The organism is Methylobacterium sp. Leaf456, assembly GCF_001425465.1.
GTDB lineage: Bacteria > Pseudomonadota > Alphaproteobacteria > Rhizobiales > Beijerinckiaceae > Methylobacterium.
The window spans coordinates 221,158-245,205 of record NZ_LMQV01000002.1 but is presented as its reverse complement, the minus strand read 5'-3'; the positions used below and the strand labels follow the sequence as shown (position 1 = coordinate 245,205).

The 24,048-nt window shown below is 71.2% G+C and carries 27 protein-coding genes; 14 read left to right on the top strand and 13 right to left on the bottom strand.

All coding sequences use genetic code 11. The features are described 5' to 3' along the window. Window positions 1-11 precede the first annotated feature (11 nt). Window positions 12-1,544 (top strand): putative bifunctional diguanylate cyclase/phosphodiesterase, encoded by a 1,533-nt coding sequence (locus tag ASG52_RS03305; protein WP_056238956.1) that lies wholly within the window; start codon window positions 12-14, stop codon window positions 1,542-1,544. Window positions 1,545-1,607: 63 nt separating this feature from the next. On the opposite strand, the gene ASG52_RS03300 is transcribed toward ASG52_RS03305, so the two are convergent. The 4 genes from ASG52_RS03300 to ASG52_RS03285 form a co-directional block, all read right to left on the bottom strand. Then, window positions 1,608-2,399 (bottom strand): hypothetical protein, encoded by a 792-nt coding sequence (locus ASG52_RS03300; RefSeq protein WP_056238953.1) that lies wholly within the window; start codon window positions 2,397-2,399, stop codon window positions 1,608-1,610. A 37-nt stretch (window positions 2,400-2,436) separates the two neighbouring features. Beyond that, window positions 2,437-3,282: a pyrroline-5-carboxylate reductase gene (gene proC, locus ASG52_RS03295; protein ID WP_056238949.1), complete on the bottom strand. Its 846-nt coding sequence runs from the start codon at window positions 3,280-3,282 to the stop codon at window positions 2,437-2,439. Between the two features lie 31 nt (window positions 3,283-3,313). After that, complete coding sequence (locus ASG52_RS03290; RefSeq protein ID WP_056238946.1) at window positions 3,314-3,820, bottom strand: type III secretion system chaperone family protein; 507 nt, start codon at window positions 3,818-3,820, stop codon at window positions 3,314-3,316. Window positions 3,821-4,214: 394 nt separating this feature from the next. Further along, window positions 4,215-4,496 (bottom strand): accessory factor UbiK family protein, encoded by a 282-nt coding sequence (locus tag ASG52_RS03285; protein WP_056238943.1) that lies wholly within the window; start codon window positions 4,494-4,496, stop codon window positions 4,215-4,217. A 193-nt stretch (window positions 4,497-4,689) separates the two neighbouring features. Between ASG52_RS03285 and ASG52_RS03280 the strand changes: the two genes are divergently transcribed. The 3 genes from ASG52_RS03280 to ASG52_RS03270 all read left to right on the top strand — a co-directional run bounded on the left by ASG52_RS03280 (window position 4,690) and on the right by ASG52_RS03270 (window position 7,612). Continuing rightward, on the top strand, window positions 4,690-5,412 hold the full coding sequence (locus ASG52_RS03280) for a response regulator (RefSeq protein WP_056238941.1): 723 nt from the start codon (window positions 4,690-4,692) through the stop codon (window positions 5,410-5,412). After that, the gene (locus ASG52_RS03275) at window positions 5,409-6,893 is read left to right on the top strand and encodes an ATP-binding protein (protein ID WP_056238938.1); all 1,485 of its coding nucleotides are present in this window, start codon (window positions 5,409-5,411) and stop codon (window positions 6,891-6,893) included. Before ASG52_RS03280 ends, ASG52_RS03275 begins: the two co-directional genes overlap by 4 nt. A gap of 143 nt (window positions 6,894-7,036) precedes the next feature. Further along, entirely contained in the window at window positions 7,037-7,612 is a 576-nt protein-coding gene (locus tag ASG52_RS03270) for a hypothetical protein (protein ID WP_056238935.1), read from the top strand. A 34-nt stretch (window positions 7,613-7,646) separates the two neighbouring features. Here ASG52_RS03270 and ASG52_RS03265 read toward each other — a convergent pair whose 3' ends face one another. Then, on the bottom strand, window positions 7,647-8,303 hold the full coding sequence (locus tag ASG52_RS03265; protein WP_056238934.1) for a glutathione S-transferase family protein: 657 nt from the start codon (window positions 8,301-8,303) through the stop codon (window positions 7,647-7,649). A 369-nt stretch (window positions 8,304-8,672) separates the two neighbouring features. Between ASG52_RS03265 and ASG52_RS03260 the strand changes: the two genes are divergently transcribed. Then, the gene (locus ASG52_RS03260) at window positions 8,673-9,887 is read left to right on the top strand and encodes a polyhydroxyalkanoate depolymerase (protein ID WP_056238931.1); all 1,215 of its coding nucleotides are present in this window, start codon (window positions 8,673-8,675) and stop codon (window positions 9,885-9,887) included. Between the two features lie 257 nt (window positions 9,888-10,144). Next, complete coding sequence (rpsU, locus tag ASG52_RS03255) at window positions 10,145-10,459, top strand: 30S ribosomal protein S21 (RefSeq protein ID WP_056238928.1); 315 nt, start codon at window positions 10,145-10,147, stop codon at window positions 10,457-10,459. 86 nt (window positions 10,460-10,545) lie between these two features. On the opposite strand, the gene ASG52_RS03250 is transcribed toward rpsU, so the two are convergent. Further along, on the bottom strand, window positions 10,546-10,932 hold the full coding sequence (locus ASG52_RS03250; RefSeq protein WP_056238926.1) for a response regulator: 387 nt from the start codon (window positions 10,930-10,932) through the stop codon (window positions 10,546-10,548). A gap of 299 nt (window positions 10,933-11,231) precedes the next feature. Between ASG52_RS03250 and ASG52_RS03245 the strand changes: the two genes are divergently transcribed. The 5 genes from ASG52_RS03245 to ASG52_RS03225 all read left to right on the top strand — a co-directional run bounded on the left by ASG52_RS03245 (window position 11,232) and on the right by ASG52_RS03225 (window position 16,304). Further along, the gene (locus ASG52_RS03245; protein ID WP_056238923.1) at window positions 11,232-12,017 is read left to right on the top strand and encodes a class II glutamine amidotransferase; all 786 of its coding nucleotides are present in this window, start codon (window positions 11,232-11,234) and stop codon (window positions 12,015-12,017) included. A 92-nt stretch (window positions 12,018-12,109) separates the two neighbouring features. Continuing rightward, complete coding sequence (locus tag ASG52_RS03240) at window positions 12,110-13,543, top strand: NAD-dependent succinate-semialdehyde dehydrogenase (RefSeq protein WP_056238920.1); 1,434 nt, start codon at window positions 12,110-12,112, stop codon at window positions 13,541-13,543. Window positions 13,544-13,854: 311 nt separating this feature from the next. Next, window positions 13,855-15,216 (top strand): polyhydroxyalkanoate depolymerase, encoded by a 1,362-nt coding sequence (locus ASG52_RS03235; protein WP_082552318.1) that lies wholly within the window; start codon window positions 13,855-13,857, stop codon window positions 15,214-15,216. Window positions 15,217-15,289: 73 nt separating this feature from the next. Beyond that, entirely contained in the window at window positions 15,290-15,511 is a 222-nt protein-coding gene (locus ASG52_RS03230) for a hypothetical protein (RefSeq protein WP_056238914.1), read from the top strand. Between the two features lie 76 nt (window positions 15,512-15,587). Further along, window positions 15,588-16,304: a RibD family protein gene (locus ASG52_RS03225; RefSeq protein ID WP_056238911.1), complete on the top strand. Its 717-nt coding sequence runs from the start codon at window positions 15,588-15,590 to the stop codon at window positions 16,302-16,304. A gap of 126 nt (window positions 16,305-16,430) precedes the next feature. On the opposite strand, the gene ASG52_RS03220 is transcribed toward ASG52_RS03225, so the two are convergent. After that, window positions 16,431-16,901, bottom strand: coding sequence for an SRPBCC family protein (locus ASG52_RS03220; RefSeq protein WP_056239490.1), 471 nt, complete (start codon window positions 16,899-16,901; stop codon window positions 16,431-16,433). 155 nt (window positions 16,902-17,056) lie between these two features. Then, window positions 17,057-17,470, bottom strand: coding sequence for a VOC family protein (locus ASG52_RS03215; protein WP_056238906.1), 414 nt, complete (start codon window positions 17,468-17,470; stop codon window positions 17,057-17,059). A 193-nt stretch (window positions 17,471-17,663) separates the two neighbouring features. Here ASG52_RS03215 and ASG52_RS03210 point away from each other — a divergent pair, with 193 nt between their 5' ends. Next, the gene (locus tag ASG52_RS03210; RefSeq protein WP_056238905.1) at window positions 17,664-18,470 is read left to right on the top strand and encodes an SDR family NAD(P)-dependent oxidoreductase; all 807 of its coding nucleotides are present in this window, start codon (window positions 17,664-17,666) and stop codon (window positions 18,468-18,470) included. A 4-nt stretch (window positions 18,471-18,474) separates the two neighbouring features. Next, on the top strand, window positions 18,475-19,857 hold the full coding sequence (locus ASG52_RS03205; protein ID WP_056238900.1) for a dihydrolipoyl dehydrogenase: 1,383 nt from the start codon (window positions 18,475-18,477) through the stop codon (window positions 19,855-19,857). Between the two features lie 170 nt (window positions 19,858-20,027). Here ASG52_RS03205 and ASG52_RS03200 read toward each other — a convergent pair whose 3' ends face one another. The 5 genes from ASG52_RS03200 to ASG52_RS03180 form a co-directional block, all read right to left on the bottom strand. Next, window positions 20,028-20,276: a hypothetical protein gene (locus ASG52_RS03200; protein ID WP_056238899.1), complete on the bottom strand. Its 249-nt coding sequence runs from the start codon at window positions 20,274-20,276 to the stop codon at window positions 20,028-20,030. Window positions 20,277-20,565: 289 nt separating this feature from the next. Next, on the bottom strand, window positions 20,566-21,021 hold the full coding sequence (locus tag ASG52_RS03195; protein ID WP_056238895.1) for a TIGR02301 family protein: 456 nt from the start codon (window positions 21,019-21,021) through the stop codon (window positions 20,566-20,568). Then, window positions 21,018-21,494: an NUDIX hydrolase gene (locus ASG52_RS03190; RefSeq protein ID WP_056238893.1), complete on the bottom strand. Its 477-nt coding sequence runs from the start codon at window positions 21,492-21,494 to the stop codon at window positions 21,018-21,020. Before ASG52_RS03190 ends, ASG52_RS03195 begins: the two co-directional genes overlap by 4 nt. Beyond that, window positions 21,491-22,621 carry a hypothetical protein gene (locus ASG52_RS03185; RefSeq protein ID WP_056238890.1) on the bottom strand — a complete coding sequence of 377 codons (1,131 nt, stop codon included), beginning with the start codon at window positions 22,619-22,621 and terminating at the stop codon, window positions 21,491-21,493. The genes ASG52_RS03190 and ASG52_RS03185 overlap by 4 nt, the downstream gene beginning before the upstream one ends. After that, window positions 22,614-23,336 (bottom strand): SDR family NAD(P)-dependent oxidoreductase, encoded by a 723-nt coding sequence (locus ASG52_RS03180; protein ID WP_056238887.1) that lies wholly within the window; start codon window positions 23,334-23,336, stop codon window positions 22,614-22,616. The genes ASG52_RS03185 and ASG52_RS03180 overlap by 8 nt, the downstream gene beginning before the upstream one ends. A 280-nt stretch (window positions 23,337-23,616) precedes the next feature. Here ASG52_RS03180 and ASG52_RS03175 point away from each other — a divergent pair, with 280 nt between their 5' ends. Then, window positions 23,617-23,997: a response regulator gene (locus ASG52_RS03175; protein WP_056238885.1), complete on the top strand. Its 381-nt coding sequence runs from the start codon at window positions 23,617-23,619 to the stop codon at window positions 23,995-23,997. Window positions 23,998-24,048 lie beyond the last annotated feature (51 nt).

The window sequence follows — 24,048 nt, the reverse complement described above, 5'->3', positions numbered from 1 at the left end:
CGCCCGTGTCAATGGGCTCTCTCCCCCTCGCGCTCGCCGAGCCGCCCGACGCCGAGGCGCGCGTCCGCCGCCTGGAGCGCCGGCTGGAGCGTGAGCGCGCGGCCCGCACCGAGGCGGAAGCGCTGCTGGAGGAGAAGTCGCGCGCGCTGTACGAGGTCAACCGGCAGCTCGGCCGCCTCGCCGCGGAGCTGGAGGTGCGGGTCGAGGAGCGCACCCGCGAACTCGCCAACGCCCGCGCCCACGCCCTGGACCTCGCCGAGCGGGACGGACTCACCGGGCTCGCCAACCGGACCCGATTCGTGCGCGCGCTCGACGAGAGCCTGGCGACGGCTCAGCGCGACGGGGCCCGCTTCGCGCTGCTCCTGCTCGACCTCGACCGCTTCAAGGACATCAACGACAGCCTCGGCCACGAGGCCGGCGACGTGTTCCTCCGGCGCACCGCCCGCCGCCTGAAGGCGTTGCTCGGGCCCGCCGCCCTGGTGGCCCGGCTCGGCGGCGACGAGTTCGCCGCGCTCCTGCCCGCCCCGCCCGGCACCGACCTCGCCCGCCTCGGCGCGGAACTCGCCGCCGCGATCCGCCGGCCGGTCCCGCACCGGGAACGCAGCCTGGAGGCCTCCTGCTCGGTCGGCATCGCGGTCTTCCCCGACGACGCCCGCACCGGCGGCGAGCTGCAGCGCTTCGCCGACATCGCCCTCTACCGCTCGAAGGCCGAGCGCGGCCGCGCGACCCGGTTCGACGCCGCGATGGGCCGCGCGATCGAGGCGCGCCACGCGCTGGGCGCCGATCTCGCCCGGGCGATCCGCGAGGGCGGCATCACCCCGTGGTTCCAGCCGATCGTCGACGGCACCGATTGCCGCCCGGTCGGGGCCGAGGCGCTCGCCCGCTGGACCCACCCGACCCTCGGCTTTCTGGCGCCGAACACCTTCCTCGGGCTCGCCGAGGAGCGCGGGCTGATGCCCGACCTGTTCGCCGCGATGATGCGCCGGGCCTGCCCGCCGGCGAAGGCGTGGATCGCGGCGGGGCGGCTCGACTACCTCTCGGTCAACCTTTCGCCGAGCCAGTTCAAGGCCGGCTCGGTTGCTGACGAGGTGTTCGGGCTTCTCGACGAACTCGACTTTCCAGCGCGCGCGCTCACCGTCGAGATCACCGAGGAGGTGCTGCTCAACGACCTCGACCGGGCGCGGGCGCAGTTGGAGCGCCTCGCCGCCCGCGGGGTGCGCATCGCGCTGGACGATTTCGGGGTCGGCTACGCCAATATCGGCTACCTGCGCCAGCTGCCGATCCAGACGCTCAAGCTCGACCGCCTGCTGACCCAGGACGTCGCCGCCGACCACAAGGCCCGCTGCATCCTGAGCGCTATGGTGCAGATCGCCCGCGCGCTCGATCTGCGCCTCGTCGCGGAGGGCGTGGAGGATTCCTCCCAGGCCCTCTGGCTGATCCATCTCGGCTGCCGCCAGCTCCAGGGCTACCTGTTCGGCCGCCCGATGCCGGCGGATGTTTTTGCGGGGCATCTCGGACTTGCGTCCGAGCGCTCGGTCGCGTGACGCCGCCGGCTCCCTCTCGCCCCGTCGCGCGAGAGGGAGCCGGCGTATCGCCGTACGGCACCGTCAGATCGCCGCCGCCGGGTCCTCGTCGGCGCTGCGCTCCGCGCGCTCGCGGCGGGGGCGGCGCTCCATCAGGGCGCGGCCGATGGCACGGAGCGGCGCGGTGAGGCGGCGGGCGTCTTCGGCGCGCTCCATGAAGGTCTCGCCGCGGCGGATTTCCCGGTCGAGCCGCGCCATGGTGCGGGCGAGCGCCGGATCGTCGTCGTCGAGCCAGACCTCGACGGTGCGGGCGAAGGCCACCACCGTGCCCTGGATCTTGACCCGCCCGAGCGGCCCCTCGGTGTCGATCCCGGCCGCCGCCAGCATGTAGCGGTGGGAGTTGAGCGCCACACCGTTGAGCGCCAGCATCGACAGCGGGTCGCCGCGCAGCGCGAACGAGATGCGCCGCAGGGCCGGCTTGTAGGGCGTCATCGCGTCGAGGCGGCGCATCAGCACGTCGAACAGGCGCTCGCGGGAGGGCTCGTCGGCCAGATCGCTCGAATCGCCCTCCAGCACCGCCCGGTCGATGATCCGCGACAGGCCGCCGAGCACCGCGCCCTTCGATGGAAAAAGCTCACGCAAGTCCGCCAGCGACAGATCGGCCTCGCGGGCGATGTCGCCGATCTCGATGTCGTTCCAGGGCTGCTCGGCGGCGAGCCGCATCAGCGCCTCGACCGCGGCCTCGCGCGGGTTCGGCTTGACGTGCGCGACCGCCTCGGACGCGGCGTTCGCTTTCGCCTTGCCAGTTTTGGCACCGGATTGGGGCTCGCCGGTCTCGTCCATGGAATCAGGCTCCGTCTTCGGTCTGTCTTCCATGTAGGTGCGCCTTCCGAGGCTTGAAGCGGTTTCGGGCTTACCCGGACAATTCGCCCGCCCGGCGCCGGTTGGCCTCGACCGCCTCGCGCAGGAGATCGGGCAGGCCGCCCTCGCGCATCAGCACGCCGAGCGCCGCCGCGGTGGTGCCGCCGGGCGAGGTCACGTCCTTGCGCAGCTGCGCCGACGCGCGCGGGTCAGCATCGAGCAGCGCGCCCGCACCCGCCACCGTGGCGCGGGCGAGGCTTTGGGCGAGCTCGACCGGCAGGCCGGCCGCGATGCCGGCCTCCGCCAGGGCTTCCGCCATCAGAAAAACGTAGGCCGGACCCGAGCCCGAGACGGCGGTGAGCGCGTCGATCAGGGCCTCGTCCTCGAGCCATGCGACGAGGCCGGCGCTGGCGAGCAGCGCATCGGCGGCCGCGCGCTGATCCGCATCGACCTCGGGGCTCGCCACCGCGCCGGTGGCGCCGCGGCCGATGCTGGCGGGGAGGTTGGGCATCGCGCGCACCACCGCGTGGGCACCGGGCAGGCGGCGCTTCAGGTCGGCGATGGTCTTGCCGGCGAGGATCGAGACGACGAGCGTGGCCTCGTCGATCCAGGGGCCGAGCGCGGGCGCCGCCGCATCCAGCCCCTGCGGCTTGAAGCCGAGCACCAAGGTGCCGGCGGGCTCAAGGATGTCCGGGTTGAGCCGGATTCCGCGCGTCGCGCAGAGCTCGGCGATCTCGGGCGAGGGCTGCGGATCGACGATGACCGTGGTGTGGGGCTCAAGCCCACCCGCGAGCCAGCCCTGCAACAGGGCGCCGCCCATCTTGCCGGCACCGACGAGGACCAGCGGGGTGGGCAAGGTGGCAAGAGAGCCGGAGAGGGGTGCGGGCGTGTCCGTCATGCCTCCTCGATCCCACCGGATCGAAAAAGGATCAAGCCTCGCCTTCGGTCTCGAACAGCACCGCGTCGAGGGCCTCGCGGGCGGACTTGCCGGCCCAGAGCACGAACTGAAACGCCTGATAGTAGCGCTCGCAGGCGTCGGAGGAGGCCTTCATCAGGGCCGCGCACTGCCCTTGGGTCGGGGCGAGCCCGTCGTTGAGCAGGAGCGAGTGGCGGAACATCACCACGCTGTCGGACGACCACAGGTCGAAATGGCCGATCCAGAGCTGCTCGTTCACCAGCGAGACGAGGCGCAGCATCTCCGCGCGGCGCCGCTCCGGCACCTTCAGGTCGAAGGCGGCGGCCACATGCAGGGCCTCGACCTCCTCGATCCACGTGAAGGCGACGTGATACTCGGCCCAGCGCCCCGAGACCGACACCGACATCTCGTCGGTCTCGATCCGGTCGAAGATCCAGTCGCGGAGCGAGGCGAGGCGCTCGACGACGTCGATCGGGTGCTCGGACCGGTCGTTGGCTTCGAGGAGGCTGAGCTGGGTCATGGCGATCCAAGTAGTCGGTCCGGTCGGATGGGTCCGATCGGGCCGGCGGGCAAAGCAGGGCCGTGGCGGAACCCGGACGAGTCCCGCCGTTCTCCGTCCTGCGGAGGATTTCGGTCAGAATTCACTTCATCCCCGCGGTCCGGTCGGTCTGTCCCGACGGGGCGAATCATCTTGAGACCAGTTATAGCCCGCAGCCCCGGCGGGCTTCAAAGCGTCGTCCCGGCATCAGCGGTGGGCAACGAACGCTGTCCACCGCTGCTTCCTGTGCAAAGAACATTCGAATCCGGACGGTGTTGCCGCCCGCGCACGTGCGGATCGCGGCCCCGCCGTGGTGGGAAAATCGGGAAAGAGACCCCCGGTTTCCCACTGCCGCGGCGGCGTAGTCGCAAAAAAATTAGACCGCTTCGGTGCTGCCCGCGGTGCCGGCCTCGCTGCCGAGCCGGGCCTCCAGTGCGGTCACGCGGGCGGCCAGCGCGTCGTTCTGGCTGCGCAGGGCCGCGACGAGATCGCGCAGGACATCGACCTCCTCGCGGGTGGCCACGTCCATGTCGCGGATCAGGCGCTCGGCCTGCCCCTTGATCAGGGTCTCGGCCTCGCGGCGCACCCCCTGGGCCGCCCCGGCGGCATCGGTGAACAGCCGGGCGACGTCGTCGAAGAGGCGGTTCGGGCTCTGCATGGGGTTCTCCTCCCGGGCCCGAGACGGTCCGGGCGCGTGCCCGACATAAGAATCCGCGGGCGACGGGGCAATCGAAGCGTTTCGCTCCGTTGCGGTGTGTGTCTGTTCAACGCCGCCGAAACGGCCAGTTACAATCCTTCTCGCACCTCCCGCTTCCGGCCCGAGCCCGAGCGTGCCTAAGACTTGTCCCGCTATGAGCGCGAACGCCCCCACCCCCCACATCCTCGTCGTCGAGGACGACCGCGAAATCTCTGCGCTGGTCGCCCGCTATCTGCGCGCCAACGATTGCCGCGTCAGCGTCGCTGGCGACGGGCGCGAGATGGACCGGGTGCTGACGGACGCCCGCGTCGATCTGATCGTGCTCGACCTGATGCTGCCGGGCGAGGACGGCCTCAGCCTGTGCCGGCGGCTGCGGGCGTCGTCGCAGGTGCCGATCTTGATGCTCACGGCGAAATCCGAAGAGATCGACCGGATCGTCGGGCTGGAGATCGGCGCCGACGACTATCTCGGCAAGCCGTTCAACCCGCGCGAGCTTCTGGCGCGCATCCGGGCGATCCTGCGGCGGAAGGGCGCCGAGCCGCAGGACGGCGACGGAGTGCGCCGGTTCCACTTCGCCGGCTGGACGCTGGATGCCGGCCTGCGGCAGGTGCTGAGTCCGGAAGGCGCGCGCCTCTCGATCACGGGGGCGGAGTTCGACCTCCTGCACGCGCTCTGCCTGCGGCCGGGCCGCGTGCTGTCGCGCGACCAGCTTCTGGACCTGACGCAGGGGCGGGCGGCGGGGCCGTTCGAGCGCAGCATCGACGTGCTGGTCTCGCGCATCCGCCAGAAGATCGAGCGCGATCCGCGCAACCCCGAGATCATCCGCACCATCCGCTCCGGCGGCTACCTGTTCGCCCCGGAGATCGCCCGCTCATGAGCGCCGGCCGTACGCCTGCCGTGTCCGCGCCCTTGGCGGAGGCCGTCCCGCGGCGGCGCCTGTTTGCGCGATGGCTGCCCTGGCCGCGCCCCAAGAGCGCGGCGGGGCAGATCGCGCTCCTCGTCGTGGCGGCGATGCTGGCCGCGCACCTGCTGGCCACCGTCGCGGTGATCGCGCTGCGCGAGCCGTGGCGGGCGGACGGGCGGCCCGGCGTCGCCGCGATCCGGCTCGCGACCGTGGCGCGCCTGATGGACGCCGCCGAGCCGGCCGAGCGCGAGGCGATCCTGCATGCGGGCGCCCGCAGCCTGCCGAGCCTGCGCATCGCCCCCTGGGACGGCGCTTCGCCCCCGGCGGGCGCGCAAGGGCCTGCCGGGGGCGAAGCGCCGCCGCTCGAACACCACCCGCTGGTCGAGCGGCTGCGCGACGGGTTCGGGCGCAGCCTCGTCCTCACCGACCTCGCCCCCGCGGGGCACGAATCCGGCTTCCTCCAGATCGGCCTCGCCACGCCCGCGGGCGCCCGGCTGCGGGCGGCGCTCCCCGACGACAACCCGCGCCCGCCGATCGGGCAGGGCGCCCTGATCTTCACCTTCGTCTTCGTCGGCGTCAGCCTGCTGCTGCTGCTGTTCTGGGCAACTCGGGCGCTCACCGCGCCGCTCGCCGGCCTCGCCGCGGCGGCGGAAGCCTTCGGCACCGCCGAGGAGGCGCCGCCCCTGCCCAAGCGTGGCCCGGAGGAGGTGCTGGCGCTCGCCCGGGCGCTGGACCGGATGCGCGCCCGCGTGCTGCGCCTCCTCGACGACCGCACCCAGATGCTGGCCGCGATCAGCCACGACCTGCGCACGCCGATCACGCGCCTGCGGCTGCGCGCCGAGTTCATCGAGGACGAGCGCGCCCGCGAGATGACTTTGCGCGACCTCGACCAGATGAACGGCCTGGTCGAATCCGCCCTTTCCTACGTCCGCGACGGGCAGGGCGGCGCGAGCGAGGGCGCACCGACGCTGATCGACCTCGCCTCGGTGGTCCAGACCGTCTGCGACGGGTTTTCCGATGTCGGCGCGGCGGTGAGCCTGGAGCGCAGCCGCCACGTCCTCGTGCGCGGGCGCCCCGACGACCTGCAGCGGGCGCTCACCAACCTCGTCGACAACGCCGTGAAGTACGGCGGCGGCGCCCGCATCCGGATGGGGCCTGCAAGGGGGATGGATGTGCAGGGGAGCCGCCCCGGCGTCGCCGTGGAGGTGCTGGACGACGGCCCCGGCATCCCGGAGGCCGAGCGCCACGCCATGCTCCAGCCCTTCGTCCGCGGCGACCGCGCCCGCAACCTCGACACGGCCACCGGCTTCGGGCTCGGCCTGTCGATCGTGCTCGCCATCGTCGAGGGCCATGGCGGGCGCCTGACCCTGGAGAACCGCCAGAAGGATGGGAAGGTGGGGGGACTCTGCGCCCGCATCGAGCTGCCGCTCGCCGCCTCGAGCCGGGCCGGCTGAGAGCCGCCCGGAAACATCGCGAAACCAATCCGTTCCGGCCCGGCAACGGTCCGTTAAGCACGCGCGGCTCTTCTGACGCCGTCCGGTTTGTGGGAAAAAGTCCCGCGCCGGGCCGTCCTTCGCCTGCACCGGGAGAGTCCGCCGTGACCGCGATTTCGGGAAGCACCGCCGCCCAGATGTTCCGTCCGCCGCCCGGCGGCCGGGAGCGGATCGACGACCGCATCGAGCAGGGCGTCACCTCCGGCTCGATCAGCGTCACCGACGCGACGGCGCTGGGTTCGGCGCTCGATGCGATCGATGCCGGCCTGTCCGCGGACGGCACTGGCAGCACGGGTTCCTCCGCCCGCGCCTCTCGCCCCGATCCGGCAGCGATGAAGGAGAAGATCGACGGCCTCATCGCCGATCAGGTCAGCGCCGGCACGCTCACGAGCGATCAGGCCGACACGCTGAAGTCGCTGTTCTCGGGCGGCGGCGACGAGGCAAGGGGACCGGGCGGCCCCGGAGGTCCGGGCGGTCCGCCCCCGTCCGGGGCAACGGGCGGCAGCGAGACTGCGAGTGACGGCACCACGAGCGACGTGAACGCGGCCGCCTCCAAGCTGATCTCGGATTTCCTGATCCAGCTCCAGTCGTCGCTCGGCAGCGGCGGCGGGTACGGCGCCACCGGCGCGTCGAGCGGCAGCCGCACGGCCACGAGCCTCGTCATGGATTTCGACGCCTGACGATGATCGGCAGTTCGTCCTGCCGGGCCGCTCCTCAGAACTCCATGTCGAGTTCCTCGATCTCGTCCGGCTCCTCCTCGGCCAAAGCTGCCCATTCGTTGAGCAGGTCCCAGCCGAGGATCGTGTCGCGGTAGGTCGCAGAGGTGAAGGGCAGGGCGACGTCGTAGGTGCGGAAGCGGGTGCAGACGGGGGCGTACATCGCGTCCGCCATGGTGGGCGTCGCGCCGAACAGGAACGGCCCGCCCGAGCGCGACAGGCAATCCTCGAAGATCGTGCAGATGCGCTCGATGTCGCCCTTGGCGCCGTTGAAGATCTTGAAGCCGCGATGGAGGCTGCGCAGGTTCATCGGCAGCGCCGAGCGCAGGTTGATGAAGCCGCCGTGCATCTCCGCTGAGATCGAGCGGCAGCGGGCGCGCTCGGCCGGCGCCTCCGGCAGCAGGCCGGCCTCGGGCCTGATTTCGTTCAGGTATTCGGCGATGGCGAGCGCGTCCCACACCGCGATGCCGTCGTGGTCGAGCCGCGGCACGAGGAAGGACGGCGACAGGTGGAGCAGTTCCGCCCGCGTCGAGGCGTCGGAGCCCGGCAGCAGCTCCACCGCGAGATCGAGCCCGGCCATGCGGCACAGCAGCCAGCCGCGCAGGGACCACGAACTATAATTCCTGCTGGAGATCGTGAGCGTCGCCTCGGCCATGGTGTTTCCCCGCTTCGTCCCGGCGGAGGCCGATCCAAGACTTGTGCCGGATGCTTGGCAAGATCCTTGTCGAACAACTTGGCAAGCCGCTTGCCAGGGATGGGGTGGGCCGGACGCACGGCCCGGCGCAAGCCCGGCTCAAGCCACTCGTGCGACACGAGGAACGGACGTTCTCCCGAGGAGCGTCCGCGCGATGTGATGCATCCACGCCACAGGCTGCATCTGTGTACTTTTGGTCGGTTGCGCGGTTTTGCGAACGGCTTAGCCTGGACCGTCCGAGATCGCGGCGCGGGGGCGGCGGCCGCGGACTGAAAAAGCGCAGCGGCCGACGCCGGGCATCGGGACGTTGGTGCTGGGGAGTGTGACCCGATGCTGTATCAAGCCTTCGATGTCCAGTCGGACATCGCCCGGCAGACCCGCCAGTGGGGAAACCTCCTCCACGACGTGGCGGCCCCCTGGATGCGCTCGCCCTGGCATCATAACGCCAAATGGTGGTCCGCGGGCGCCCGGATGATGATGCGGGCCGGCCTCACCTTCGCGCGGCCCGCCTACGGCATCAACACGGTGACGGTCGGCAACCGCGCGGTGCCGGTGGTCGAGGAGCCGGTGCTGGCCACGCCGTTCGGCACGCTCTTACGCTTCCGCAAGGACATCGACACCGCCCAGCCCAAGCTGCTGCTGCTCGCCCCCCTCTCGGGCCACTTCGCAACGCTGCTGCGCGGCACCGTGCGCACGCTCCTGCCCGACCACGACGTCTACATCACCGACTGGCACAACGCCCGCGACGTGCCGCTCTCGGAAGGCCGCTTCGGCTTCGACGACTACGTCGATCACGTCGTGCGCTTCATGGAGACGATCGGCGAGGGCGCCCACCTGATGGCGGTGTGCCAGCCCGCGGTGCAGGCGCTCGCCGCCGCCGCCGTGATGGCCCACACCAAGAACCCGGCCCAGCCCCGCAGCATGACGCTGATGGCCGGGCCCGTGGATTGCCGCATCAGCCCGACCTCGGTGAACCGGCTCGCCACCTCGAAGCCGATCGAGTGGTTCGAGGACAACCTGATCGCCACGGTCTCGGGTCGCCACAAGGGCGCGGGCCGGCGGGTCTATCCGGGCTACATGCAGGTGACGGCCTTCGTGGCGATGAACGCCCAGCGCCATCAGGACGCGCACACCAACCTGTTCTGGCACTACGTCGATGGCGAGACCGAGAAGGCGCACGCCGTCGAGACCTTCTACGACGAGTATTTCGCAGTGCTGGACCTCGCCTCCGAGTTCTACCTCGAGACGGTCAAGACCGTGTTCCAGGACTACACGCTGGCACGCAACGAGCTGACCTACCGCGGCGAGCGGATCGACATGGGCGCGATCCGGCGCACCGCGTTGATGACGGTCGAGGGCGAGCGCGACGACATCTGCGCGGTCGGCCAGACCATGGCGGCGCACGACCTCTGCTCAGGCCTGCCGCCGCACATGAAGAGCCACCACCTCCAAGCCGGGGTCGGCCATTACGGCGTGTTCTCCGGACGCAAGTGGGAGAGCCAGACCTACCCGCTCGTGCGCAACTTCATCGCCGCGCACGCGTGAGGGGCCGAAAAAGCGCTCATAAAAAGCGCTTGGGAAAAACTTTCGGAAGGCCTTGTCTTCCGCGCGCACTTCCAACCGGAGCCGGCTTCGTGTAAGTCGCGCGCCCAGGTGCCATTCATTCGCGCCGACTCGGCCGCCGTCGCGACGCCTCCCCCGGAAGGAACCGGGGACCGGGGCGCCCGACGGCTTTTTCCCGGTTCAGCCGGAAATCCGAGGCCGGTGCGGTCCGAAACAGTCAAGCTCAGGGGTTGATTCCGTTGCAGGTACTCGTCCGCGATAACAACGTCGATCAGGCGCTTCGCGTCCTCAAGAAGAAGATGCAGCGCGAGGGCATCTTCCGCGAGATGAAGCAGCGCAAGGCCTACGAGAAGCCGTCCGTGCGCAAGGCCCGCGAGAAGGCCGAGGCCGTCCGCCGCGCCCGCAAGCAGGCCCGCAAGACCGCGATCCGCGAGGGCCTGATCGCCGCGCCGAAGCCGAAGCCCCGTACCGGCGCCCCGCGTCGCCCCGGCGCCCCGAGCTTCTCGCAGCAGCCGGCCGCCGCCCCCGCCGCGACGCCCGCCGCCGCCTCGTAAGACGTTTCGGGCCGGCCCGACCGGCTCGATCGAACACGAAAAAGGCCCCGCCAGCGGCGGGGCCTTTTTCGTGTTCGGGGCCGTCTTCAGGCGGCGCGAGCCGTGAGGGTGGCGCGCTCGGCCTGCCGCAGCAGGTCCAGCGGCAGCCACGGTTTGCTCATGTAGACGGCGCGCGGCGGCAGGTCGGCGCGGGCCTTGCCCTCGGAGGTCACCACGAGGCGCACCTGCGGCCAGCGGTCCCCGACCGTGCGCGCGAGCGTCGCCCCATCCATCTTTCCGGCGAGCCGCGTGTCGGCCACCACCATCGCGACGGTCACGTCGCCCCGCTCCAGCACCGCCAGCGCGTCCTCCGCGCTCGAACAGGCGATCACGTCGAGGTCGGTCTCCTCGATCAGGGCCGCGGCGAGATCGCGGGCGGCCTCGTCGTCCTCGACGACGAGCGCGACGGGACAGTCGGATGGAGATTGGGGCATGCTGCCTCCTCTGGCGATGACAAAGAGGCCGGCGCGGCGAGAACGCGGCGCCGGACGGGCGAGACGCGGACGGGTATGCTGGTCGTCAATCTGCGACGACGTTGGCCCTGCGACAACAGGTGGGCGGATGAATGGTTCAGGGCGGATCGTCGCCCCGCCTCGCCTCCGCCGGAAGAGTCTTTCTTAACGGGCTGTTCACGCTGTCGGTCGAATTGTTACACTCCGGTGACGCGAGCGGAGCGGTTCGGACCGCGGCTTGCATAGCCGGCCCAGGAGGCAAAGGAGGCCGACGTCCCGCCATGTGCCGATTCCTCGCCTATCTTGGTGAGCCTGTGTTCCTGAACGAGCTCGTCTGCGCGCCGACTCACTCGCTGGTGCACCAGTCGCTGCACGCGGCCGAGGCGAAGACGGAAACCAACGGCGACGGCTTCGGCATCGGCTGGTACGGCGAGCACGCCGAGCCCGGCCTCTACCGCGACGTCTGCCCGGCCTGGTCGGACGACAACCTCGTCAACCTCTGCCGCCAGGTGCGGGCCAAGACCTTCTTCGCCCATGTGCGGGCGGCGACCGGCACGGCGACGACGCGGGCGAACTGCCATCCCTTCGCCCATGGCCGCCACCTGTTCATGCATAACGGCCAGATCGGCGGCTATCACCGGATCAAGCGGCGCCTGGAGGCGCTGATCCCCGACGACCTCTACGATACCCGCCGCGGCACCACCGATTCCGAGGCTTTGTTCCTGCTGGCGCTGGCCAACGGGTTGGAGGCCGATCCGGTCGGCGCCATGGAGGCGACCTGCGCCACCGTGCGCGACCTGATGCAGGCGGCCCGGATCACGGAGGCCTTCCGCTTCACCGCCGTGCTGACCGACGGCGACAGCCTCACCGCCTTCCGCTGGGCCTGCGACGGGCGCCCGCCGAGCCTCTACTACCGCGAGAGCGAGCGCGGCCTCACCGTGGTCTCCGAGCCGATCGACGGCTGCCGCGACGGCTGGCAGGTGGTGCCCAAGGGCGGCACGCTCCACGCCCGCCGGGGTGTTCGCGCGGTGGTGAGCCGGCCGGAGACCGGCCGCGCGGCGGCGTGATCGTTCGTAATTCCAGCCTCCCATCGTCCCCGGTCCCCAAGCCGGGGCGGCTCTCCTAGATAAGGGCCGTTCCTCCCCAAGGAGACGGCTTCATGGATCTCGACGTTTCGCTGCACATCGCCGGCCAGTGGCGCGGGGGCGGGGCGGGCGAGAGCCTGCCGATCCTCAACCCCGCCACCGGCGAGAGCATCGGCCGGGTCGCGGTGGCGACGCGGGACGACCTCGACGCGGCGCTCGCCGCCGCCGAGCGCGGCTTCGCGACGTGGCGCAAGGTCTCGGCGTTCGAGCGCGGGAAGGTGCTGCGCCGGGCAGCCGGCCTGATGCGCGAGCGCCTTGAGCCCATCGCCCGCACCATGACCCGCGAGCAGGGCAAGCCGCTGGCCGAATCGCGCACCGAGACCGGGGTCGCCGCCGACATCATCGAGTGGTTCGCGGAAGAGGGCCGCCGCGCCTACGGCCGGGTCATCCCGGCCCGCGCCGAGGGCGTGCTCCAGATCGTCACCCGCGAGCCGGTCGGCCCGGTCGCGGCCTTCACCCCGTGGAACTTCCCGATCAATCAGGCGGTGCGAAAGATCTCCGCCGCGCTCTGCACCGGCTGTTCGGTGGTGCTGAAGGGCCCCGAGGACACCCCGGCCTCCTGCGCCGAGTTGGTCCGCGCCTTCCTCGACGCGGGCGTGCCGCCCGACGCGCTCGGCCTCGTCTACGGCGATCCGGCCGCGATCTCCGGCCATCTCATCCCGCACCCGGTCATCCGCAAGATCACCTTCACGGGCTCGACCGCGGTCGGCAAGGAACTCGCGGCGCTCGCCGGCCGCCACATGAAGCGGGCGACGATGGAACTCGGCGGCCACGCGCCCGCGATCGTCTTCGACGACGCCGACGTGGATCAGGCCGTGCGCGTGCTCTCGGCCAACAAGTACCGCAACGCCGGCCAGGTCTGCGTCGCACCCACCCGCTTCCTCGTGCAGAGCCAAGTCTACGACCGCTTCGTCGACGGGTTCGTGGCGGCCTCCAAGGCCCTCGTCGTCGGCGACGGGCTCGATCCCGACACCGGGATGGGCCCGCTGGTCCACGGCCGGAGGGTCGAGGCGATGGAGGCGTTCGTGGCCGATGCCGAGGCCAAGGGCGCGCGCCTCGCGACGGGCGGCAAGCGCATCGGCAACCGCGGCCACTTCTTCGAGCCGACCGTCTTCACCGACGTGCCGCTGGAGGCCCGCATCATGAACGAGGAGCCGTTCGGCCCCATCGCCGCCATCCGCCGCTTCTCCGCCGACGACGAAGCGCTGGAAGAGGCCAACCGCCTGCCCTACGGCTTGGCGGCCTACGCCTACACCCGCTCCGCCACCCGCGCGACCCGAATCGGCGCCAGCGTCGAATCCGGCATGATCTCGATCAACCATCACGGGATCGCGCTCCCCGAGACGCCTTTCGGCGGCGTCAAGGAATCCGGCTACGGCAGCGAGGGCGGCTCGGAGGCGATCGAAGCGTATCTGGTGACGAAGTTCGTGACGCAGGCGAGCGCCTGAGGGGTTTTTTCCTCCGCAACGTCATTCCGGGGCGCCGAAGGCGAACCCGGAATCCACGACCGGCCGCGACGCGGTGTGAGGCCCCGCATCACGGGTGGATTCCGGGTTCCGCTCCGCGGCCCCGGAATGACGGCCGTGAGGGTTGAAGGGGCAGGCACGCCCCAACCGGAATGCGGCGATGCACAATAAATCCGTTTGTCCCCAGCGCCGAATCGAACAAAGGAAACTTTCTGCAGAAATGTGAGTTTAATCCCCCACCACCTGAAGAGAGGGACAGCTTGGGTTTGCGAGCTGCTCCGGGGAGTGCTCGCTTGCTGTATCCTCTGTACGAGGCCGGACACCTGTGGCTTGCGCCGATGCGCTTGGCTGCCGAGGCCACCCGCATCGCCTGCGGGAATCCGTTCAATCCCTTCGCCTACGCCCCGCAGAGCCGTACGCTCGCGGCCGGATGCGAGATGTTCGAGCGCGCCACCCGCGTCTACGCCAAGCCCGCGTTCAATCTCGGCGTGCCCGAGCGCATCGTCTGGAAAAACCCGTTCTGCCGCGCCATCGCCTTCGGCGAGCCGGGGCCGGAACGCGACGCGCGTCCCAAACTGCTGATCGTCGCGCCGATGTCGGGCCACTACGCCACGCTGTTGCGCGGCACGGTGGAGGGCTTCCTGCCCACCCATCAGGTCGTCATCACCGATTGGATGGACGCCCGGCAGGTGCCGCTCGCCGCCGGCCGCTTCGGCCTCGACGATTACGTCGACACCTGCATCCAGCTGTTCGAGGCGCTCGGGCCCGACCTGCACGTGGCCGCCGTGTGCCAGCCCTCGGTGGCGGTGCTGGCCGCCATCGCCCGCATGGAGGCGGACAAGAACCCGCTGGTGCCGCGCTCGGCCACCGTGATCGGCGGCCCGATCGACACCCGCCGCTCGCCGACCGCGGTCAACGCGCTCGCCGCCGAGAAGGGGTTTGCGTGGTTCGAGCAGAACTGCATCCACACCGTGCCGCCGGGCTATCCCGGCGCGGGCCGCTCCGTCTATCCGGGCTTCCTGCAGCTCGCCGGCTTCATGGGCATGAACCTGCAGCGCCACACGGACGCGCACCACGCGATGTTCGACCATCTCGTGCGCGGCGACGGCGATTCGGCGGCCAAGCACCGCGCCTTCTACGACGAGTATCTCGCGGTGATGGACCTCACCGCCGAGTTCTATCTCGAGACCATCAAGCGCGTGTTCATAGACCACGAGCTGCCCCGCGGCGTGTTCCGTCATCGCGGCGAGCGGGTCGATCTCGGCGCGATCCGCCGCTGCCACCTGATGGCGATCGAGGGCGAGAAGGACGACATCACCGGCATCGGCCAGACCAAGGCGGCGCTGGGGTTGGCGGTGAACCTGCCCGAGAGCGCCAAGGCCTATCACCTCCAGCCGGGAGCGGGGCATTACGGCATCTTCAACGGCTCGCGCTTCCGCGCCGAGATCGTGCCGCTGATGCGCGGCTTCATGGAGCGCAGCGTCGCCCCCACCGTCCAGCAGGTGGTGGAGGCCGATCCGCGCCCGATCCTCGTGCCCGCCGCGCTGACGCCGGCCTTGCCGGCCCGTCACGCCGCCCCGCCCCGGGCCGCCCGGCGCGAATGGGCCGCGATGCGCGAGCGCCCTGCGCTGCCGGAGCAGCGGATCGCGGGTTGACCTTGCCACGATGGGAAGGTGCAAGCCGTCTCGATCCGTGCCGTCGGGCGCGGGCGATCCAGGAGACAGCCCCGTGAAGACACTCGTTGCGGCCGCGACCGCCCTCGCACTGATGGGCGCAAGCCCCGCCCTGGCGATGAGCTGCTGCGGCGGGTCCAAGGGCAAGGCCGCGATGTGCGCCAAGGGAGACATGAAGGGGGACATGAAGGGCGGCGCGATGAGCCGCACGGCGATGAAGGGGAAGGGCTGCTGCTGCGAGGGCATGTCCTCGGGCCGGATGAGCCGCCGCAGCTGATGTGATCGGGCCCGCCGGGACATCGCCCCGCCCCGCCCTAGTTCGGGACGGAAATTCCGAACCGAACAGGCGATCGATGAGCGAGCACACCCAGGACCGCCCCTACACCGTCTGCCACATGACCACCTCGGTCGATGGCCGCATCAAGGTCCGGCGCTGGAAGACGGTCGATGCCGACGCCCACTACGAGGAGGTCCACGGCCAACTCGGGGGCGATGCCTGGATGTGCGGGCGCATCACCATGCAGGGCTACGCCGACAGCGCGAAGCCCTTGGCTGAGCCGCCCTCTGAAGAGCCGGTCTCCCGCGAGGACCACGTCGCCAAGCGGGATGCCTCCGGCTACGCCGTGGCGCTCGACGCCCGCGGCGCGATGGATTGGGGCGCGCGCAACGACATCACCGGCGACCACGTCGTCGTGGTGACGACGGGGCAGGTCTCCGACGACCGCCTGCGCCGCCTCAGGGCCGGGGGCCAGTCCTACATCGTCGCGGGCGAGCACGAGGTCGATTTCGCCTTGGCCCTGCGCAAGCTGAAACAGCTGTTCGGCATCCAGCGGCTGCTGATCGAGGGCGGCGGGCGCATCAACGGCTCGCTCTTGAGGGCCGGGCTGATCGACGAGCTGAGCCTGCTGCTCGCACCCGCCGTCGATGGCGTGTTCGGCACGCCGGCCCTGTTCGACTTCGACGGCGAGGAAGCCGACTCGATGGGTTCGCGCCTGCGCCTCACCCGCACGGCTCTTGAGCCCTTCGACGACGGCACCGTCTGGCTCCGCTACCGCGTCGAGCGGGCCTAAATCCGGGTTCCCAAAGGACGAGTCCTTTGGCGGGGTTTGGGGTGGAGCCCCATGGATGGCTTCGCCGACCAGGGCTCCGCCCTGGACCCGCGAAAGGACTTGTCCTTTCGAAACCGGGACTTGGGGTCAGACCAAACCCTTGGCCAGGGCTTCGAGCTGGTCGGCGCAGAGACCCCAGCCCTGGTGGAAGCCCATGCTCTCGTGGGCGGCGCGGTCTTCCAGCGTCCAGTGGCGGGCCCGCGCGGTGTAGCGGGTGCCGCCGGCCTCGTCCGCGAAGGTCAGGATCACCGTTAGGAACGGTTTGGGGGAGGGCACCCAGGCGCGGGTATAGGCATTGGTGACGACGAGGCGTTCCTCGGGCACCACCTCCAGATAGACGCCGGGATTGGGCAGGTCCTGCCCCTCGGGGCTGCGCATCACGATCAGGCTCGTCCCGCCCGGCCGCACGTCGAGTTCGGCGACCGGCGTCGTGTAGGGTTTCGGGGCGAACCACTGCCTGAGCAGCTCCGGCTCGGTCCAGCAGCGCCACAGGGCGGGGCGGGGCGCCGGGATCAGGCGGGTCAGGACGAGGTCGCGGGGATCGTCGGAATCCTCGATCATGCGGAAGCTCCTGAGATGTGATTCCTCGTGAGAGGGATCATGCCGTGTCACCGGGCGCGAAGAGCGCAGCGGCCTCGGCTTTGCCGAGGCGTCGAGCGGAGCGCGCAGCCTAAGCCCGCGGATGCGGGCGCCGGCGATTGAGGCCGACCAAGCTAAGTCTTCGATTGGTTCATCGCCCACGTGACCCCGAACGGGTCGCGAAGCTGCCCGTAGACGTCGCCCCAGAACATCTCCTGATACGGCATCACCACCGTGGCGCCGGCGGCCACCGCCCGGTCCCACCATGCGGCGATGTCATCCACCGGCAGCATCAGGGCGAAGGATTGCGGCAGTTGGAGCGGGTGGCCGTGCTCTGGGAACGCGTCCGAGAGCATCAGCGACGAACCGTTGAGGATGAGGTGGACATGCATGGTCCGCCCCTTCTCGTCCGGCGGGATCGCGGCGGCGACCTCGGCCCCGAAGGCCCGTTGGTAGAACTCCGAGGCCCGCATCGCCCCGTCCACCGTGAGGTAGGCGACCACGCCGCCCCGCGTCGGCGGCAGCGCGCCGGTTCCCGTCTCGCTCATCGTCACGCCCTCCTGCTTCGCCCGAACCTTACCGCCGCGAGCGGATCGCGGGCAAATCCGCGCGCCTCATCCCGGTCCGATCGCCGCAGAGGCGGCGGGGCGCGGAACGATCGCGGAGGCCGCCCGGTTGGCCCGCGCATTTCCCGTCAGAAGACAGTCGCGTCGGCGCCCGCCGCCCAACAAGGAACCTCCCATGGATCTCGGTATCAGCGGCCGCGTCGCGGTGATCACCGGCGGCGATTCCGGCATGGGCTACACCAGCGCGGAATACCTCCTGCGGGAGGGCGTCCGCATCGTCCTCTCCGACCTGAAGGAGAAGGAGCTGCAGGAGGCGGCGCAGCGCCTCTCCGCGCTCGGCGAGGTGAAGGCCTGTCAGGCCGATCTCTCCTCCAACGAGGGCGCGCTGAAGCTGCGCGACTTCGCCGACACGGCGTTCGACGTGAAGCCCGCGATCCTCGTCAACGCCGCGGGCGTGACGGGCGCCACCGGCGACTTCCTCGACATCGACGACGACGGCTGGCTCTCGACCATCCAGGCCGACCTGATGGGCGCGGTGCGGGTCGCCCGCGCCTTCATCCCCGGCATGCGTGAGCAGAAGTGGGGGCGGATCGTGTTCTTCACCTCCGAGGACGCGGTCCAGCCCTATGTCGAGGAGCTGCCCTACTGCGCCGCCAAGGCCGGGCTGATGAACCTCACCAAAGGCCTGTCCAAGGCCTACGGGGCGGACGGCGTGCTGGTGAACTCGGTGGCGCCGGCCTTCGTCGCCACGCCGATGACCGACGCCATGATGGAGAAGCGGGCCAAGCAACTCGGCGTCTCGTTCGACGAGGCGATCGAGAGCTTCCTGGAGGAGAAGCGCCCCGGCATGGTGGCCAAGCGCCGCGGGCGGGTGGAGGAGGTCGCCGCCGCGGTCGCCTTCCTCTGCTCCGAGCAGGCGAGCTTCATCACCGGCGAGAACCTGCGGGTCGATGGCGGCGCCGTCCTGACCATGGCGGCCTGAGCGCATGCGCGAGATCGACTGCGACGTGGCGGTGATCGGCGCCGGCACCGCCGGCATCGGTGCCCACCGCGCTGCCCTCAAGGAGGGCGCCCGCTCGGTGCTGATCGAGCAGGGGCCGGGCGGCACCACCTGCGCCCGAGTCGGCTGCATGCCGTCGAAGCTGCTGATCTCGGCGGCCGAGGCGGCGCACGCGGCGAAGTCCGCCGACGTGTTCGGCGTACGCGTCGCCGACGTGCGGGTGGACGGGCCAGCGGTGCTCGCGCGGATGCGGCATTTCCGCGACGACTTCGTCGGTTCGGTCTTCAAGGGGCTCGACGATCTGCCCGCGGAATCGCGCCTCACCGGCCGGGCCGTGTTCGAGGGGCCGGAGACGCTGCGGATCGACGACCACACCCGTCTGCGCTTCAAGGCGGCGGTGATCGCCACCGGATCGAGCCCGAGCGTGCCGGAGCCGCTGCGGGACTTGGGCGAGCGCGTGCTCACCACCGACACCCTGTTCGAGATCGAGGATCTGCCGGATTCGCTCGCCGTGCTCGGCGCCGGCCCGGTCGGGCTCGAACTCGCCCAAGCCATGGCCCGGCTCGGCGTGCGGGTCAGCGTGTTCGATCCCGGCGACAGCTTAGGCGGCCTGCGCGATCCCGACCTGTCGCGCGCCGGCCGCGAGATCTTTTCCGATGCCTTCGATCTCTATCTCGGCACGGAGATCGAGGCCGGCGAGACTGACGGCGAGGGCGTGCGCCTGTCGTGGAAGGGTGGCTCGGGCCGCTTCGAACGCGTGCTTTCCGCCGCGGGCCGCCCGCCGAACGTGCGCGGCCTCGGTCTGGAGGCGACCGGCGCGACGCTCGACGAGCGCGGCAGCCCCGCCTTCGATTCCCGCTCCCAGCGTTGCGAGAGGACCCGCCTGTTCATCGCGGGCGACGCCAACGCCGACCGGCCGATCCTGCACGAGGCGAGCCGCCAGGGCCGGATCGCCGGGCGCAACGCCGCCCGCCTCGCCGCGGGCGAGAGCATCGAGCGGCCGGAGCGCTGGGTCATGCTCGCGATGGTGTTCAGCCAGCCGCAGATCGCCTCGGTGGGCGGCGGCTTCGACGGGGAGGCGGGTCACCGCGTCGGCCGGGCGGATTTCTGCGACCAGGGTCGCGCCCGCGTGATGGATAAGGCGCAGGGCGGCATCCGCCTCTACGCCGAGCCGGGCGGGCGCCTCGTCGGCGCCGAGATGATTGGCCCCGAGGTCGAGCACCTCGCCCACTTGGTCGCTCACGCCGTGCAGGACGGGCTCGACGCGAAGACCTTTCTGGATCGCCCGTTCTACCACCCGACGCTGGAAGAGGCGCTCGACACCGCGCTGGCGGACCTGATCGAGCGGGACGGCTGTCAGGGAAGGTGAAGCGTCGCCCTTGCGGCGACTGGATGCCCGGGGCCGCGTTGCGCGGGGCAGTTCAGGATCGGGCCGGGCGATGCCGTCGGCCCTGTCTCGGCCCCCTCTCCCACGGGAGAGGGATCATGCTCAGGTTGGCGAGCCTCGGCCTGTCGAAGCTCGAAGAGGCGTCGCCCCCTTCAGTGCTGCAGCGTCGTGGTGAAGCCGCCGCCGCGGATGCGCTCGGGCAGGGTCTCGGCGTAGCGGGCGGTCGCATCCTCGCCGTAGGTGGCGACGAGTTCCTGGAAGGCGGCGAACAGGGCGGCCTGGGCCATGCAGTCACCGTCGATCCCGTCGAGGCAGCCTTCGGCGAACGCCTCGGTCACGAGGCCCAGCGCGGCGCGCTTGCTCTCCGGATCGGATTCGAACGGAGCGGGGTCATGGATCATGGCGCGGACTTCGTTTCCCGGCCGGCATGGTGCCGGCAAGACATCGGCACGATACGGCGTCGGGGACGGGCCGGAAAGCAGGGAATTGCGAAGAGGTTAATGCGGACGCTCGATTGCGAAGGTTTTTCGGACGCAGTCGGGACTGTGGTGTTGAGGCAACAGAGCCGCAGCACCGGCATCATTGCAAGGCGAAACTGACGCAATCCAGAGCGCGACGATGCCGGAGAAGGCGAGGGGGCTTCCGCCGTTCGGTCATCGAATGACGGGAAGCCTGTCCCAATCTCAAAGATTAACCGCCGAAGCGGCCGGCGATCGCGTGGGAGAGGCGCTCGCCTTCCGCGAGGTAGCGCCGGGAGGCCTCGGTCGCGGCCGGCGTACAGACCCGATAGGTCAGGCTGTAACCCCGAAAACCCCGGTTGTAGGCGCCGGCGAGGCGGTCGCGGCGAGTGGGGGTGACGCCTTCGGATTCGAGGATCGCCTTCATCCGGGTGGGCCACTCGGCGGCGTCAGAAGCGGCGCAGAGGTTGCGCAGGAAGGCGAGCGCCCCGACGATCTCGGAGAGCCGCATCAGATCGCGGTCGTAGGGCGCGGGCGGCGGCTCCGGCGGGGGCGGAGGCTCCTTCTCCGGCGGCTTGGCCGGCGCGCGCGCGGGCGCGGAGCGCTGCTGCGCCCCCGCGTCGGAGGCCGCCAGCACGGGGCCGAGCGCCAGCAGGGTGGCCAGAGCGAAGGGCACCGGCCGCCTCATGCGGTTGCCTCTCCAGACACGCGCAAAAACGCCTCGCGCAGAGTGTCGATCAGGCCCGGCGTGGTGGCGAGGTCCGCGACCTCGTCGAGGCGCGCCCAGCGCACCGCGAGCGCTTCCGGCCCCGGCGCGGGCTCGACCGCGCGCCAGACAGCGGCGTGGGGATGGATGACGTAGTGGTGGCGCAGGCGGTCGTCGGCATCGCGCATCAGGATCTCGGTCGGGGTCAGGCTCGGGCCGACCACCTCGGCGCGGCTGCCGACCTCCTCCTCCAACTCGCGCAAAGCCGCCTCGGCCAAGCGCTCGCCAGCCTCGACCAGCCCGCCGGGCAGGGTCCAGACCCCGCGCATCGGCTCGGCGGCGCGCTGCGCCAGCAGGACGCGGCCGTCCCGGATCACCGCGACGGAGACGCCGATCAGCGGGCGGCCCGGAAACAGGCGGCCGTCGTCGGCGGACGCGTTCGCCCCGGCGCTCACGGCGCCACCGTCGCGGCGGCGAGCCGCCCATCGGCGAGGCCGACGAGGATTTTTTTGGGGCTCAAGGCGGCGATGCCGTGGGCGGCGGGGGCGGGCAGGGGGATGCGCCACCGCTCGGCCGGAGCACCGCCCTTCAGCGACAGCACCGCCAGCGCGGTGCGGCCCGCCAGCGGCAGGACGAGCGAGGCCGGCTCGCCGGGGAGCAAAGCGGCGAGGCTCGCCGCCTCGCCCGCATCCGGGCCGGCATAGCCGGGCCATGCGCCGGCCTGCGTCAGGGTGCTCCCGGCGAGGCGCCAGAGTTGGAGTTCGCCCCCGCCCTCGGTGGTTCGCACGGTGGCGACTTCGGAGCCGGCCCCGGAGAAGGTGGCGATGCCGGCGACGCTCAGCGGCGCGGTTCCGGCCTGCGGCGGCGTCCGCGCCGTCAGATTCCAGCCGGCGTCCTTCTCCTTGGTCGCGACGACGAGGCTAGATTCCGACGCGCCCTGGACCGTCACGGCGATCACCGCCGGGCGGCCGTCGAGGGAGGCGATGCGCGGCGCGCGGCCCGCAAAAACCTGATCCGAGCCGGGCGTCAGGGTGCGGGTCGCCACCGGCACCGCCTTCGGCTCGGCGGTGACGCCGATGGGCTGGCGCTCGCGGATGGTCAGGCCCGCCGCCTGACCGGGGGCATCACCGAGGGCCCGGGTCGGGCCAGTGAGGTAGGCGCTCAAGGGGCCGTCCTGCGCCACGCGCGAGCCCGGCACCGCGCCGCGCGGGGTCTCGGCGGCAGCAAATCCCTCGATCGCCTCGGCGCCGACCAGCGTGGTGCGTAAACTCTCGCCGTCGAGATGGATCACCGCGCCGCCGCCCTCGCCCCAGACCACGACGACCGGCCGCGGACCCTCGACCGCCTTCGGTGCGAGTTTGGGATCGGCGCTCGCCCCGGCGCGGGCGACCGGCAGCAGGCCCGAGGTCGCCACCGCGAGCGCGACCTCGCTGCCGGGGCCGCGCATCGCCGTCACCCGGAAGGGCAGATCGATCGGCTCGGCCGACACGGAGGCCGGCTCGGCCAGGACGGGTAACGCGACAAGGGCCAGCAGGGCGGTGGGCGCCAGCAGGGCGGCGAGCGCCGCCCGGCGGTCACACATGCTGGCCGCCGTTGATGTGGAGTTCGGCGCCGTTCACGTAGGAGGAGGCCTCGGTGCAGAGGAAGTAGATCGCCTTGGCGACCTCGTCCGGGGTGCCGAGGCGCCGCTGCGGGATCTGCTCGACCAGCTTGTCGGTGCCGGGCGAGAGGATCGAGGTGTCGATCTCGCCCGGCGAGATCGCGTTGACGCGCACGCCGAGCGGCCCGAAATCGGCGGCCATCTCGCGGGTCAGCCCGGCGAGCGCCGCCTTCGAGGTGCCGTAGGCCGCCCCCGCGAAGGGATGGACCCGCGAGCCCGCGATCGAGGACACGTTGACGACCGAGCCGCGGGCGCGGGTGAGTTCATCGCGCAGGCCCCGCGCCAAAAGAATCGGCGCGAAGAAGTTGACTTGGAACACGCGGGCCCAGTCGGCGTACTCGGTGCCGAGCGCCCCGAGCCGCGCGCCGCCGGGGCCCTTCGGCGAGATGCCGGCATTGTTGACGAGCGCGTGCAGCAGCCCGCCCTCGGCGGCGAGCCGCTCGGCCACCTCGCGCACGCCGCGCACGGTGTCGGCGGCATCCGCCAGATCGACCTGGAGGTGGTCCTCGGGTCCCATCTCCCACGGGCAGTTCTCGGGGAAGGGGTGGCGCGAGCAGGTGATGACCCGCCAGCCCGCGGCGGAGAAGCGCTTCACCGTGGCGTGCCCGATGCCCCGGCTCGCGCCGGTGAGCAGCATCACCCGTCGACGTTCGTTGGAGGCCAAGGCCGGTCCCTCGCTGCCCCGTTTCGCGGCATCGCGTGAGGGGCCTGTCCGGCTTCAGGTCTAAGCCGCACGGGGGCGGAAATCCAGGGTCGCCGCTGCGATGCGAAAGAGGAAGCGGGCGGCCCGTCCGGCACGCGGAATTGTAAGGCGGATCGGCGGGGGCCTGCTATCCGTTGGGGACGGTTGCCGGGGCGGGCGTTCCGTGCGACCGGACGCCATGGGCGGGCTCTCGAGAGGGTCGGGGACAAGACGTGTGAGCGAGGCGCTGCCGAGGCCGACCGTGCTCGTGGTCGAGGACGACGCCGTCACCCGCCATGCCGCGGTCGCGATGCTGGAGGACGCCGGCTACGCCGTGCGCGAGGCCAGCAACGGCAACGAGGCGATCCGCCTGCTCGACCGGGAGGTCGGCATCCGGGCCGTGGTCACCGATATCGACATGCCGCTCGGCATCGACGGCATCAAGCTCGCCGCCTGCATCAACCGGCGCTGGCCGGAGATCGGCATCGTCATCACGTCGGGCAAAGTGCGCCCCAAGGACGGCGACGTGCCGGCCCAGGGGCGCTTCGTCCGAAAGCCCTACACCGAGGAGCAGGTGCTCAACGCCATCCGGGCCGTGCTGGCGCCTCATCTCTAAGTTCGTCGATCCCGACGAGGTCGGGTTCGACGGCCCGGCGGACGACCGCCG

Bases quoted from the DNA above. Each gene is read 5' to 3' on its own strand.
- ASG52_RS03305 (WP_056238956.1), top strand. From the start codon at position 12: ATGGGCTCTCTCCCCCTCGCGCTCGCCGAGCCGCCCGACGCCGAGGCG.
- ASG52_RS03300 (WP_056238953.1), bottom strand. From the start codon at position 2,399: ATGGAAGACAGACCGAAGACGGAGCCTGATTCCATGGACGAGACCGGC.
- proC (WP_056238949.1), bottom strand. From the start codon at position 3,282: ATGACGGACACGCCCGCACCCCTCTCCGGCTCTCTTGCCACCTTGCCC.
- ASG52_RS03290 (WP_056238946.1), bottom strand. From the start codon at position 3,820: ATGACCCAGCTCAGCCTCCTCGAAGCCAACGACCGGTCCGAGCACCCG.
- ASG52_RS03285 (WP_056238943.1), bottom strand. From the start codon at position 4,496: ATGCAGAGCCCGAACCGCCTCTTCGACGACGTCGCCCGGCTGTTCACC.
- ASG52_RS03280 (WP_056238941.1), top strand. From the start codon at position 4,690: ATGAGCGCGAACGCCCCCACCCCCCACATCCTCGTCGTCGAGGACGAC.
- ASG52_RS03275 (WP_056238938.1), top strand. From the start codon at position 5,409: ATGAGCGCCGGCCGTACGCCTGCCGTGTCCGCGCCCTTGGCGGAGGCC.
- ASG52_RS03265 (WP_056238934.1), bottom strand. From the start codon at position 8,303: ATGGCCGAGGCGACGCTCACGATCTCCAGCAGGAATTATAGTTCGTGG.
- ASG52_RS03260 (WP_056238931.1), top strand. From the start codon at position 8,673: ATGCTGTATCAAGCCTTCGATGTCCAGTCGGACATCGCCCGGCAGACC.
- ASG52_RS03250 (WP_056238926.1), bottom strand. From the start codon at position 10,932: ATGCCCCAATCTCCATCCGACTGTCCCGTCGCGCTCGTCGTCGAGGAC.
- ASG52_RS03245 (WP_056238923.1), top strand. From the start codon at position 11,232: ATGTGCCGATTCCTCGCCTATCTTGGTGAGCCTGTGTTCCTGAACGAG.
- ASG52_RS03240 (WP_056238920.1), top strand. From the start codon at position 12,110: ATGGATCTCGACGTTTCGCTGCACATCGCCGGCCAGTGGCGCGGGGGC.
- ASG52_RS03225 (WP_056238911.1), top strand. From the start codon at position 15,588: ATGAGCGAGCACACCCAGGACCGCCCCTACACCGTCTGCCACATGACC.
- ASG52_RS03215 (WP_056238906.1), bottom strand. From the start codon at position 17,470: ATGAGCGAGACGGGAACCGGCGCGCTGCCGCCGACGCGGGGCGGCGTG.
- ASG52_RS03210 (WP_056238905.1), top strand. From the start codon at position 17,664: ATGGATCTCGGTATCAGCGGCCGCGTCGCGGTGATCACCGGCGGCGAT.
- ASG52_RS03205 (WP_056238900.1), top strand. From the start codon at position 18,475: ATGCGCGAGATCGACTGCGACGTGGCGGTGATCGGCGCCGGCACCGCC.
- ASG52_RS03200 (WP_056238899.1), bottom strand. From the start codon at position 20,276: ATGATCCATGACCCCGCTCCGTTCGAATCCGATCCGGAGAGCAAGCGC.
- ASG52_RS03195 (WP_056238895.1), bottom strand. From the start codon at position 21,021: ATGAGGCGGCCGGTGCCCTTCGCTCTGGCCACCCTGCTGGCGCTCGGC.
- ASG52_RS03185 (WP_056238890.1), bottom strand. From the start codon at position 22,621: ATGTGTGACCGCCGGGCGGCGCTCGCCGCCCTGCTGGCGCCCACCGCC.
- ASG52_RS03180 (WP_056238887.1), bottom strand. From the start codon at position 23,336: ATGCTGCTCACCGGCGCGAGCCGGGGCATCGGGCACGCCACGGTGAAG.